Source organism: Microbacterium aerolatum (genome assembly GCF_007988825.1).
GTDB classification, from domain to species: Bacteria; Actinomycetota; Actinomycetes; order Actinomycetales; family Microbacteriaceae; genus Microbacterium; species Microbacterium aerolatum.
Map to the genome: position 1 here is coordinate 357,452 of NZ_BJUW01000001.1, position 12,841 is coordinate 370,292.

The following is a 12,841-nucleotide window of genomic DNA, read 5'->3' on the forward strand; positions in this document are numbered from 1 at the left end:
GCCGTCAGGCGAGCGCGATCGGCTCCGTCGGCGGCGTGCCGTGGCGGCGGACCTTGATCACGCGGTATCCCTTGCCCGTTGCAGTGCGGTGAACGCTGTAGCCGGAGGCGAAGGTCGCGGCCAGCCAGCGCTGAAGCGAATCCGCGCCGAGATTGCGCTGCACGACCAACCAGGCGTCGCTGCGCTCATCGAGTCGCGGGATCCAGCGCTCGAGCATGTCGTGGAGGATGTTCTTGCCCACCCGGATCGGCGGGTTCGAGCGGATCGTCCGGAACGAGACATCATCGGGAACATCGTCGGGCAGCACGGCGTTGACATTGGTGAGGCCGAAGGCTTCCGCATTGCGTCGGACGAGATCGAGCGCACGCTCGTTGACATCCACCGCCCACACCGTCGCATGCGGAGACGCCATCGCCATCGTGAGGCTGATCGGCCCCCAGCCGCTGCCGAGGTCGAGGAAATGACCTCCCGGCGGCACCGGAGGCATGTTGGCGAGCAGGACTGCGGTTCCGGCATCCAGGCGGTCGGGACTGAACACGCCGCCAGCGGTCGTGACCTCGAGGTCCGTGCCTGCAAGACGCACACGAATGGTCCGCAGGTTCTCCGCACTTGCCGGGGTCGCAGAGAAATAGTGATCGGACCCCATACGGTGAGCGTACCGGACGGGCGGGTTAAGGTTAATACGCCGAACATAGAAGGCAGAGGATGACGAAGACCACAGACGACCCCCACAGCGACGAGACCCTCGACCGCGTGCTGGCGAGCGCAGAGAAGCGCACCGAAGCGAGAGTGTTCGGTGCCGCGCAGGCGCTGCAGGATGCGGCGACCGCCGCCTACGGCGACCGAGACGGCGATCAGTGGGATCTCGAGGACCGTCACGCGCTGCGCCGCGTCGCCGGCCTCTCCACCGAGCTCGAAGACGTCACAGAGGTCGAGTACCGCCAGCTGCGACTCGAGAACGTCGTGCTGGTGGGCGTGTACCCGCAGGGCGCGCAGACGGATGCCGAGAACTCACTGCGCGAGCTCGCAGCCCTCGCAGAAACGGCCGGAGCAGTCGTGCTCGACGGCGTGCTGCAGCGGCGCCCGCATCCGGACCCTGCCACCTATCTCGGCCGAGGCAAGGCGCAGGAGCTGAAGGACCTCGTCGCCGCGACCGGTGCCGACACCGTGATCGCAGACGCCGAGCTCGCGCCCAGCCAGCGACGCGCGCTGGAAGACGTCGTCAAGGTCAAGGTGATCGACAGGACGACCGTCATCCTCGACATCTTCAGCCAGCACGCCAAGAGCCGCGAGGGCAAGGCGCAGGTCGAACTCGCGCAGCTCGAGTACCTGCTGCCGCGTCTGCGCGGATGGGGTGACTCGATGAGCCGCCAGGCCGGTGGCCAGGTCGGTGCGGGCGGCGCCGGTATGGGCTCGCGTGGTCCCGGTGAGACGAAGATCGAGTTGGATCGCCGTCGAATCCGCACGCGCATGGCGCTGCTGCGCCGGCAGATCCGCGACTTCGCACCGGCGCGAGACGCCAAGCGCGCCGAGCGCAAGCGGAACACAATTCCCTCGGTCGCGATCGCCGGGTACACCAACGCCGGCAAGTCGAGCCTGCTCAACGCGCTCACGAGCGCGGGCGTGCTGGTCGAGAACGCCTTGTTCGCGACGCTGGATGCCACGGTCCGCCGCTCCGAGACGGCAGACGGCCGTGTCTACACGTTCACCGACACCGTCGGGTTCGTGCGGAACCTGCCGCATCAGCTCGTCGAAGCCTTCCGCTCCACTCTGGAGGAGGTGGGCGACGCCGACATCGTGCTGCACGTGGTCGACGGATCGCACCCCGACCCCGCCGGTCAGCTGCAGACGGTGCGCGATGTGATGGGGGACGTCGGAGCGCGCGACCTGCCCGAGATCGTGGTCTTCAACAAGGCCGACCTGATCGCAGACGACGACCGACTGGTGCTGCAGGGCCTCGAGCCGAACGCGCACTTCGTGTCGTCGCGGTCCGGCGAGGGGATCGAAGAGCTGCGGGCGGCGATCGACGTCGCGCTGCCGAAGCCGGCTGTCGAGGTGCGTGCGCTCGTGCCGTACGGCAGGGGAGACCTGGTCGCGGCCGTGCACGAGACCGGCATCCTGGTGTCGGCCGAGCACGGCGAGCACGGCACGGAGATCCACGCGCACGTCTCTGAGCGCCTGGCCGCGGATCTCGCGCCGTTCGCGCGCTGAGCGGGCTCGCCGCCGTTCGCGGCTCAGCGCGCCGTGAACCGCGCCTCGACCGTCGCTGAGACGACGATGTCCTCTGGCTCGTACTCCATGACCGGGGCCGAGCCCGCTGCGGCGAAGGCCGCGCCGCGTGCCTTCAGCATCTGAGGTGGAGCCTGCTCGCGGGAGATGAGTCCGGTGTCGGCGATCTCGACCGGCGTCACGAACTCAAGCCCGAGGGCGGCCGCGTACGCCTGCGCGCGCTGCAGTGCGACCCCGACGGCGGAGGAGGCGACCTCGCGTTCGATGTCGGCGCGGGTCTGCGGGGTCAGATGCCAGTTCACCCAGCCGACGTCCACGCCGTCCCACGCCGAGATCTCCGACACCCAGATCGACAGTTCGGATGCCTCGGTGAAGGTCGCCGCGAAGTCGATGCTCGCGTAGTAGACGGGGGCGAGCTGCCTGCCCTGGTCGTTCCAGGGGCGCTCGGCGCGGACCGCGAGGCGCTTGCTGTTCCATTCGATGACGGCACCGGCATCCTGCCGTTCGGCGATGCCAGTGCGCACGGGTTCGGCGCGCTCGGCGACCTGCTCGACGACGGTCGCCCGGGCGGGGCCTTCGGCGCGAACGGTGACGTGGATCGTGGCCCGCTCGGGTGCGACGCGCACCTCGTTCTCGCCGCGGACTGTGATGGTGACATCGCTCATGGCTGCGACTCTACGCCAGGAATAGCGTGTGCTCCCGATCCGTTGTATCCTGTGATGCTCGGGTGTTTCGGCATCCGAGTTGGTAATTCCACAGAGTGACAGCGGTCCCTTCGCAAGAAGGACCACGGGGCTGATCGGTTTCGACAGCGCCTGTGAATCCACGAGAAGCGGGCCGAGGATGCAGGGTTATCTCGTGAACGCTCCCTGCAAAACAATAGTTGCCGAAACAAAGCGCAACGACTTCGCCCTCGCTGCATAAGCGAGCCCGATAGTCCGTCAGACCGTATGTGATTCCGATACGGATCCTGGCGTCATCTAGGAATCTTGCTGTGTGACGGCGTCTGGACGTCACGCGGGACTCTTCCCAGGCTGGGCTTGTCGACTTAGGTGTCTGTGACAAAGGTCGGAGCCGAGCAGAACGTCTTCACAGACTGCGCCCGGAGAAGCCGTGGGTACTCAGCGTTGGACGGGGGTTCGATTCCCCCCAGCTCCACGGATGGTGTCAAACATGTGTATCACCACAGTCAAGGTGGAGGTTCAGATCGTTGCGCACCATGTGTATCATCCGAGACAGGTTCGACGTCCCGGAGAACGGTCGCTGTCACTAGTGAAGAAGTCATCACGCGCGCGGTCCACTGCCTTGTTTGTCAGGGCGGTGGACCGCGCGCGTGTTTCTGACATCGAGGTCGATGGGCAGCTGATCCCGGGAGCCGTGCTCCGCGAGATTCTGGACGTCCAGCGAATCCCGGATGGAACGCCGTTCGTGACCGACGGTTCTGGACGCTTCGACACACTGCGGCACGTGAACGCCTACCTTCTTGATGCCACCCGCCAGCGCGCCTATCCGATGCGCAACATCCGTGGCAACCATGCCGGCGCACTCGTAGGCTTTCTGAACTTCATTCGCGAAACATCACCCGACGCCGACCTCACCGACGCCACCACTGAGCACCTCAACGAGTACAAGAAGCGCCGACAGGTGATGTTGGCAGGCAGCTCCTGGAACACCGAAGTCAGCAACATCGCTCTCTTCTTCGCCTACGCAAGAGACAAGGGCTGGCTCAACACCGACCCAGTCCCACGATGGGGCAGCCGCCAGCGCAACACCCTCAAATCCTCCGAGAAGGACACCAAGAGGATCCGCTTTCTATCCGAGGAACAGCTCGCCTACTTTCTCGACCACGGACTCCGCGGCGACGCCGTCCCGAATGACCGACCAGAGTACCCCGAACGCGACTACACATTTGGCCTCACCCTCGCCAGCACAGGACTACGCCGCGAAGAAGCCAACTTCCTTCTCGACCTCGACGTCCCTACGAACCTTGCACGAGGTAGTCACGTCTTCGAACGGGTCGGTAAAGGCAACAAACCGCGCGACGTCCACATCATCGACTGCCTCGCCGACGCCATCGACCACTATCGTCGAGGCGAGCGCGAGTACCTGGTCGAGCGTGCACAACCTACCCTTCGCCGCCACCGCCGGAACGGCACACTCACCATCGCCGAACCCGTTCCCACCGCCAACGGCACCGCGCTCCGCATCGACGGCCGCACTATTCGTCCCGAGCGCCTACCCAACGAGCTACGCCGCACCGCCGTCTGGATCCGCGACGACGGCCTCATCGACCCCCTGGCACTCTTTCTCGTCGAGGGCGGACGTGCCCCGGCCATTGACCGATTCAACCGGCTGTTCACCGATGCCAATCACCGAGTCGCCAGCCTCGGTCCTCATAGGTACGCTCCACCCGCGCACCTTGCGGTAACCCCCCACATTCTTCGTCACACCTTCGCGGTCCGTACCCTGGCCACATTGATGCGAGAGGGAAGAGATGTCAATGGCGATCCCTACGCGCTGATCGCAAGCCCGCTTCTCGTCGTGCAAGGTCTCCTCGGCCACGCGAGCCTGTCAACAACGCATGGCTACTTGTACCATGCCGAGAGCTATACAGACCAGGTCCCGGGTGCCCTCCGATCAGGCATCATCAACCTCGTAAAGGGGCTGTGAGCGTGGCCGAGTACGTTGCAGAATATGCCACGCCTTACGGGCGCGCGCATTCATTCATCCGCACCGATGATCTCCCAACGCCCGAACTCGCGCATGCTCTAGCCGCGCGCTGGGTTGAGATCGCGGAAGTAAACCCAAGCGCAGTGGGAATCATTCGCGGCGCTATCGTGCGGCTTTGTAAACATATGGCTTCGCAGATTGGGTTCGACACCCGCAACCATTCGTTGGGTGACCTTCGCAGACGCCACATCGTCTCCTGGGAATCCACACTATTGACGATGCAAGCCGAGGTGCATACAGACACTCCGTACCGGTATGCCGTCATCATGTTCGCGTTCCTGCGCTATATCGAGGACCGGCACCCGGGGTCACTTCACCCAGAGGTATATACCAAGGTCCGACAACCCACCCGGCTCGCCCATATCAGGGGCCAACCACGTGCAGACTATTCCGACGATGAGCTCAGGAGGATCAAGGCCGCCGTCCGGTCACTCGTGCGCCCCGACGGGGAGTGGACCACCCGAGCGGTCGCGGACGTCATCATCGCGTTCCATGTTGCTCTTTGCATCAGTACGGGAGAGCCCCCGGAAGTCCTCCGCATTCTCAAGCTCGACGACATCACTGCTACGTCCTCGGACCCGAGAAGCGAAGGAATGTCAACCGAGCAGATTGCTTCTGGGCGGATCGCAGACAGCTACACAGTCACCCTCCGCAAGAACCGAGCACACATCGTCGAAGACGTAACTTGGACTCGTCGCAAGCACGCGACAACGGTCCGCTACCTCGATGCCCTCATCGCGCTCGGGGAGCCCCTGCGGCGACAGACGCGGGAGCGCAGCCTGTGGATGCTGGAGAACGAATCAGGTATGCCGACCCCGGCTCCATGGAAGCGGCTGAGCCTGACTGATTGGTTCGGTTCATACGTTCGCGGCGAGATCTCGCTGCCGCACCATATAGGACGTTTCCGAAAGTCCGCCATCGCGGCCGAGATCATCGCTGAGCCGGCCCATTACCTCCGCACCCAGCGACGACATACCCAGGACATGCTCTTCGACCACTACACCAACAGTCCGACCCTCCGGCAGGACGCGGGTGAGCGGTTGGTGAGATCAATCTCGGAGCTGCGCGACCGTGCCCTCGGGCCAACGGTTGATACGGGCGACGGAATAGTCCAAATCGACCCGACCACCAGCCAGGTGATGCAGCTCAACGAGACTTCGCTACCGGAGAGCGTCGGCGGCGCGCTCACGGGCTGTCGAGACCCTGAAAACTCTCCACACGCACCTCTCGGAAAGGTCTGCCCCATGTCGCGAATGGGTACCTGCTTCACATGCCCCAACGCAATCGTTACTACCGAGCACCTCCCTGCGCTCATCCTCGTCAATTCTGTGTCGGCTCCTGACGCCGCCGCCGATAAGACAACGTGGCAGAAGGTGTGGGGGGCAATCCACGCAGCCACGACCACCATCCTTCAGATGTTCCCGCCCACAGCAGTAGACGAAGCCCGCCAGCACACAGATGAGGTGCTCGTCGACCTCGGACTGCGCCACGAGATGAGAGGTCCAGTCGATGGGTGAGCGCGCCGCTGATACCACTGAGGGCAACCCGCCATCTATTCCTCCCGACGACTACATTCACGACGACCTTCCTCACGGGTCAAGGTTCGAGGATGACACTTGGGACTATCAAGACATCAGGCCCCTCGGGCACCCCAGTCGTTGGGTCCGCTTCGCAAGGATTCCGGCCGGATACCGCAACGACGTCAAACTTCATGTCCTATTGCAAGGTCGTCCCCATCATCCTGTCGCTGTCCTCGCCGGCGTCGCGATCCGCCGGAAGGTCGCAACGTTGTCCTCCATACTCAGCACGGTGACCGACCTCGCAATTCTTACCGCCTGGGGCGAGAGCAAGGGGCTGCGCACCTTCGGCGATTGGAACCAAGACCATGCCAATGACTTTCTGAGTGATCTCAGGAGTGGCAAACACCGCGAGGACGGCCGGCCGAATGGCCCCAGTACCGTGCGCCACTACGTCGTGGCGCTGAAGAAGATCGCGATGCTCGCACCTCTGGCACAGCATCCGCTGTCATTCCAGCCATGGCCCGCGGAGAACGCGTCGAATGTCGCAGGGGAGTCCACGGACAAGGGCAATAAGACCCCGCCGTTGCCTTGGGAGACATGGCAACCCCTCATGGTCGCTGCAGACACAGTTATCACGAGACTTTCACCGCTCATCATCGACATGCAACGAGCGTTCCGAGCCGCGCGCCCGAGCGAGTACCTCAGTCGCGGAGTTACGGGGCAGTCGGCGGTCGATAAGTTGCAACAGCATCTCGACGGCGGGTACCTCATCCCACTGCACACCGGCGTCGGTCGCTCCAAGCATCAGGCGCGCGGCGGCATCAACTTCTCACAGATCTGGCGCACTCTCGGTATCAGCGAGAACGTCCGGAAGCGCACAAGTCACAACTACACCCCGGAGGCGATCCAACTCATCGAGGACGCTGTTGCCGCAGGTCGTATGGAATACGGCGGTCTGATGCCGACCGAAGACACGTGGGCAGCGGAGATAGGCCTTGCGGAGGCCGAGCACCTCCCTGGAGTGCTTCGTGCTGCCTGCTACATCATGATCTCCAGCATGTCCGGCATGCGGGACAGTGAACTTCAGGCTCTTCGACGAGACGCCTTCGACATCTCAGCGGTCATTCCCTCCGTGAGGTCCATGACGTACAAGAGTCAAGAGGTAGGAGGGAAAGCCCGCTCGTGGTGGGTGCCGTCCGTCGTTCAAACTGCCGTCGATGCGCTCGAGCAGCTAAGCCTCACTGGCCGACTGTTCTCTCGCAGCGGCAAGACAGGGCAGGGTGGGGAGGGAGGCGAGTATGCTTTCGCGCGCGATCTCAAGAGTTTCATCGCATTCGTCAACGCCGGTCCAGAAGAACGTGTTGGACGGGGCACGGACCTGGATCTGAACCCCATTTTGTTGCGTCCCCGAGACGCCATCAACGCCACATCCCTTCGGCGCACGCTCGCGGTCTACGCCGCTACCTACCCCGGGGCCGAGATCGGGGTGGGCATCCAGCTCGGCAAGGCCTCGATTCGCGCGACGAGCGGATATGTGCGGGACCAGCACCACGCCGCGACGACAGTCATCACCGACGAGCGGACGAAAGCCATCCGCCAGGACTTGAAGCGTCTGCTCTTCTCCGGTACACCCATTGCAGGACCTTCCGGAGATCAGCTCGAGAACATCCGCGTCCAGGTCATCTCTGACCCAAAGCGTGCAGACCAGCTAATCGCTCGCGTCGCCGAGAACTACACACTGGGAGTCGTGAACGACTGCGCCTATCGAGAGAAGACGGCCGCATGCGGACCTGGCGGGCCCAAGCTCGCTGACCATGTCTGCTTCACTACCGATTGCCCTAACGCGGTTCTTCATCAAGCTCATGTGCCAGTCTGGGAGATGCAGCTCGAGCGACATGACCGGGCTTTGGACGCATCGAACCTGCACCCCGCGTTGGAGACTAACCTGCGGCGTGGCCGGGCCAAGATCGCGAAGGAGCTGCGAGCCCTCCGTCCGCCAGAGCTCTTGGGGGAATCCGAATGAGGTCGAGCAACATCGCCGTGAGCGAAGACGTCCTTCGTCGTATCGCCGACGCCATCGATGAGATCGCGAGCAACGACGAGTTGCAACGCACCAAACGGCAGATCGAGAAGTTGGCGAGCCTGTCCCACCCTACGGTTGCCCGAGCCTTCGCCCAAGACCTAAGAGAAAAGACCCCCTTCGCTATCAACGCGCGCTTCGCCGCGCTGAACCCGGTCAACAAAGGGCTGTCGCCGAAGGAACAGGTGGCGCGACGAGAGAAGCAGGATCTTGAGGCTGCCCGCGAGCGAATTGTCGAACTCGAGACTCAGCGCGACGCGCACCTTCAGGCTCTGTACGCCTACTTCGTCGCGAGCTCCCCCAAGGAGCCGTCGCCAACGGTGGTCCCCATCAATCGTGCAGTTCGAAAGGCAGACGGGCTATGAGCTTGTGTGCCGGCGCTACTGGAGACGAGCAACGTACCTGAGGCCTAAACGCTTGAAGGTTTCCTCTCTCACGTGCTTGACCGTGGTACCGACAAACCGCTCAATGACCGCGCGATGTGGGGCGTCGTGCGGAAAGTGCGGCCGCCCACTACCGCCACTAGCGACACGAGCATAGTCGCCTCCCAGAGCAAGGAGGATCTGGCGAGCATCGTCAAGGTCGACCAACGTTTCGCTATTAGCCATGAGCGCCACAACTTGCTCTCGGAGAGCACCTGCTTGTTGCAATCCCGAGATGCGGGCCGGACGAAGCCTCCACTCCTGGGCGAGAAGAACGGATGCAATCCCGCGCGCCTCCGCCCTAGTCGCCCCGGACAGGAACGCCGGAAGACCCGTCACGACAGCAGTCCTGGCCTTCTGCGTCGGCACAGTACTACGCAGGAACGAAGCGATCCATCGACTTGGCAAGATCGCCGGGACAACGAAAGCGGCGAATTGCTTTGACACCTTGATGGTCCGTTCGAGCGTTACCCAATCGACCATGAGTGCGCTGCCAAACGCGCTCGCGTCATCTTCCAGAAGCCGCGCAGCAAGCAGCCTTGCGACAAGATCGCCGCTCTCAGGGGTGAGAGCGGATGCTTCCAACTTGCCGGTGTCGAGCGTCGATACGGTACGTACCCGCGCGAGAGTCGAGGAGATGACATCCCTCGCCCGAAGGATCGCATGCGCCAAATCCACGCGCGTCGCTGGATCGAGCTTCGCGGGATCGAGGATCTTACGAGGCTTCAGCAACTTCGCGAGATGCTGGTCCACACCGTACTGCTCTACATACGCAGCGACGTTGACTGCCGACGGCACCACCCTCTGCGCTGCGACTATCTCTGGCCAGGCGTCAATCTCGAAGACAGACAGCTCTGGTACCTGCATGGGGAGTGTCGCGTCAAACACCACCGAGAGCTTCTCGCGGTCCACTGCCTGCACATCTCGGATCAGCGTCACGAGTTGCGAGACGTTCTCCACCATGGTGACTGACTGCGACTTGGATTGGGTCAGATGCGCGTAGTCCGCGATGTTCTGAAGGATGTGGTTATAGAGATCGCGATTCGTTTGACGAAGAGCGCCAAGATCGACATTCCCGCTAGGCACGAACGCGCGGAGGTTGACAAGGGTCACAGGGAACATGCCGAGCGAAAGTACGGCATCCCGAGAATCAGCCGAAAGAGGAGTCAGATCGGGTATCTGATTGCCGTGGCCGTCGAGCAGACCGATGACGAAAGCGGCGTGTGCCGTCGACGAGGGAGACGTAAAACTCGTGAGCCGCCGATAGTGCTCCGCGATGATTGCCGCAACGGACGCGCTGGACGCCTGGCTATCGTCCTGGATCTCTGCAAGCACAGCATCGAGAACGGCTAGGCGTGAGTCATCGGCAACCGCGCTCGCTGTTGCAGCGTAGTGCGTGGCCTCCCGCCAATGGGGAACCATCGTCGCGAGGAGCGCGCCAGGCGAGGCGCCCTGCGACATATACGCATCGAGGAACTCAAACTTCGCGTCGCCCATCTTTCCAAGTTGCCGCCCTACGAGAGAAGCGGCTACAGGACGCTCTCGCAGCAGGTAGTCAACGAAATCAATATTCAGAACGCTCGCATCATTGAACAGATCCGCTCGGTCGTTCTTATCGGCCTTCTGCTCACGAAGGATGTGCTGGATGTCACGCTTGGTGAGGGGATAGTTCGTATCGGGCACGCCGGGGCTGATGCATCGATAGATGTACTCGCGGGCGGCCTTGCTGAGATGCTTCCCGTAGTAGTTCGACGCGTAGAGGGCGAAGTGCGACGTGATGTATCCATGCCGCACGAGTTCGCGCGACATTTCGGATGGCAAGATGGCGGACACGAGGTCTGCGAAGCTTGCCTCCGTTCTCTGGCCTAGGATTGCCCGCAACCGAGCATCCTCTTCATCGGTGAGATCCAACTCATCGGCGGGGATCGTCAGATCTTGTCGCGTGTGCAGCTGTGCCCAAGTGTGATGGCGCAGGAGGGCGACCGTCTCGACGAGTTGGCGCTCCTGGGCCGCAGCCAGCTTGGTGTCCCGCGTCGCCCAATCAGCCGGGTTGACGGGGGCTCCCAGGAGACGCGTCAAACTCTCGGTTGAGATGGCGAACGCGGTTGAGGTGCCGTTATTGCGGTTCAGACTCAGTACGACTTCGCCGTCTTCAGCGACCGACGCCCACCCAGACGGCGTCGTGATGGCATCGTCAATCTCAGGGGCTAGCGACACTGTGAAGGTGCCGGGAGCCGAGTCGTTGAGAACATCCCGAAGCGCATGGAGACGTAGCCCAAGCGCTCGAGCTTGTTCTTCGGCGGTGGGCGCGGGGCGGGTTGCCGTTCGATACTCGGTGAGTCGTCGGGTCGCCAGAGGAATCGCTCGCGCGACGAGCGCCCGCCAGGAGACGTACAGGTGATCCAGCGAGCTATCGCGGTGTCTGATGCTCTCATAGTCCGCGAGATGTGTGTTCTTGAACAGCACGATGGCGAAGACCAGGTTGTCGTTGATATCCGGAAGAGCACGCTTCGCGACAACGAGCTCCTGACGGTACACCTCAAACTCGTTGCGAACATTGTGGATCATTCGCATGTCGGCGACATGTCGGGCGGCCAGCCGGATCAACGCCGGCTTGATCTTGAAGTCCGGGCTCTTCATCGCTTTCGACATCACATCTCGCGCGTTGTCTGGGCTGATGAACGGCACGACAGGAATGACCACGTCAAAGAACTTGGTGCGGCTGGCTCGCTTCAGTGCCTCCTTGGCGCGGTCGGAAAGCTGAGTACTGCCTTCCCTCTCCGGCGCATCGGCGCCGATCTTCTCGAACACGCTGTCGCGGATCGCGTAGACGAAGACGATGCGTCGGTTGAGCTGATGAGATTCATTCAGCAAGTTGTTGAGCGCGCGAAGGGTGTCGAAGATCTCGGCGTCTTCGAACCGGTCGATGTCCTCGATCAGTACGAGCGTCGTCCCCGTCGCCTCGAAGAAGTAGACGATTTCGTCTAGGTATGCGTCGAAATAGGTGTCCGACTTCTTCGCGAGCGTGACCGTCGTAATCGCAGCGTTCACGGAGGCGCTCATGAGCGGTCGCGAGCGCACGATGCGCACAGCAAGCCACGTTGCGCCCACCAGAAGCGCGGTCGCGACAATATAGGCGAGAGCGTGGCGCCACCAACCATCGAACCAGCTCGTGATCAGCGGGTGCAGCGGGCCAAGAGCGAAGAGGACCAACGCGATGCTCAGCCCGATGACAAGGGCGCTTCGCAGGCCACGGAACCGGGGCGGCACGCTCGCACGGTGAAACCGCGTTCGAGGAACTTCGGCCACAGCGGTTCGGTACAGGAGCTGTTTGACGATCTCCTTCTGGATGAGGTTTACCTGTGAGGGTGGTGACGAAGCAGTCTCATCGCCATCGAATGTGCTTCGCGGAGCGATTGTGGAGAGAGCGAGGGTGACCGTCTTTTCCCGGTATCGGGGATGCTCTTTGAGGTGCTGAAGAACGCTGCTCTTACCGGTACCGTATGCGCCAGTCAGCGCGATGTTCCGACTGCCACCGTGAGCGATAGCGCGCTCGAGGAGGTCGAAGTACAACTGGTGACGAGGGGGATCAAATTTCGGCGCCAGGCTCCCCAGGCGCAGAGTCTGCCCAGTTCGGGGAGGTGTGCCCTCGGCGTGGTCATCATCGGCTGATGTCGAGATGAGATTGTCTGGCATGGCGACATCGTATTCTCAATACGGTGCGCCGAACGGTAACGGTGGGGAACGCTGTTGAGAGAGCCGATTACGAGTGAATGTCCGGGGGCGCTCGTCGGTGGCTCGAACTAAGACGTTCAGGGACGACACCGTCCGGCTCGTCGTCCGGTCCTCAGGCGCGGTCA

The 12,841-nt window shown here is 62.7% G+C and carries 8 protein-coding genes and 1 other RNA gene; 6 read left to right on the plus strand and 3 right to left on the minus strand.

The annotated features are described in order from the left end of the window. Window positions 1-4: 4 nt before the first annotated feature. A complete protein-coding gene (locus tag MAE01_RS01690) occupies window positions 5-646 on the minus strand; it encodes a class I SAM-dependent methyltransferase (RefSeq protein ID WP_147037815.1) in 642 nt (213 codons plus the stop codon). Between the two features lie 59 nt (window positions 647-705). Between MAE01_RS01690 and hflX the strand changes: the two genes are divergently transcribed. Then, on the plus strand, window positions 706-2,211 hold the full coding sequence (gene hflX, locus MAE01_RS01695) for a GTPase HflX (protein WP_147037816.1): 1,506 nt from the start codon (window positions 706-708) through the stop codon (window positions 2,209-2,211). Window positions 2,212-2,234: 23 nt separating this feature from the next. Here hflX and MAE01_RS01700 read toward each other — a convergent pair whose 3' ends face one another. Continuing rightward, window positions 2,235-2,894, minus strand: coding sequence for an SIMPL domain-containing protein (locus tag MAE01_RS01700; protein WP_147037817.1), 660 nt, complete (start codon window positions 2,892-2,894; stop codon window positions 2,235-2,237). Between the two features lie 126 nt (window positions 2,895-3,020). Between MAE01_RS01700 and ssrA the strand changes: the two genes are divergently transcribed. The 5 genes from ssrA (at window position 3,021) to MAE01_RS01725 (ending at window position 8,924) form a co-directional block, all read left to right on the plus strand. After that, window positions 3,021-3,390: a transfer-messenger RNA gene (ssrA, locus tag MAE01_RS01705) on the plus strand. A 111-nt stretch (window positions 3,391-3,501) separates the two neighbouring features. Continuing rightward, window positions 3,502-4,899 carry a tyrosine-type recombinase/integrase gene (locus MAE01_RS01710; RefSeq protein WP_186806087.1) on the plus strand — a complete coding sequence of 466 codons (1,398 nt, stop codon included), beginning with the start codon at window positions 3,502-3,504 and terminating at the stop codon, window positions 4,897-4,899. 2 nt (window positions 4,900-4,901) lie between these two features. After that, the gene (locus MAE01_RS01715; protein ID WP_147037819.1) at window positions 4,902-6,476 is read left to right on the plus strand and encodes a hypothetical protein; all 1,575 of its coding nucleotides are present in this window, start codon (window positions 4,902-4,904) and stop codon (window positions 6,474-6,476) included. Window positions 6,477-6,768: 292 nt separating this feature from the next. Next, a complete protein-coding gene (locus tag MAE01_RS01720; RefSeq protein ID WP_147037820.1) occupies window positions 6,769-8,502 on the plus strand; it encodes a hypothetical protein in 1,734 nt (577 codons plus the stop codon). Between the two features lie 17 nt (window positions 8,503-8,519). Further along, complete coding sequence (locus MAE01_RS01725) at window positions 8,520-8,924, plus strand: hypothetical protein (protein ID WP_147037821.1); 405 nt, start codon at window positions 8,520-8,522, stop codon at window positions 8,922-8,924. Between the two features lie 15 nt (window positions 8,925-8,939). Here MAE01_RS01725 and MAE01_RS01730 read toward each other — a convergent pair whose 3' ends face one another. Further along, complete coding sequence (locus tag MAE01_RS01730; RefSeq protein WP_147037822.1) at window positions 8,940-12,677, minus strand: YobI family P-loop NTPase; 3,738 nt, start codon at window positions 12,675-12,677, stop codon at window positions 8,940-8,942. Window positions 12,678-12,841 lie beyond the last annotated feature (164 nt).

Bases quoted from the DNA above. Each gene is read 5' to 3' on its own strand.
- MAE01_RS01690 (WP_147037815.1), bottom strand. From the start codon at position 646: ATGGGGTCCGATCACTATTTCTCTGCGACCCCGGCAAGTGCGGAGAAC.
- MAE01_RS01700 (WP_147037817.1), bottom strand. From the start codon at position 2,894: ATGAGCGATGTCACCATCACAGTCCGCGGCGAGAACGAGGTGCGCGTC.
- hflX (WP_147037816.1), top strand. From the start codon at position 706: ATGACGAAGACCACAGACGACCCCCACAGCGACGAGACCCTCGACCGC.
- MAE01_RS01730 (WP_147037822.1), bottom strand. From the start codon at position 12,677: ATGCCAGACAATCTCATCTCGACATCAGCCGATGATGACCACGCCGAG.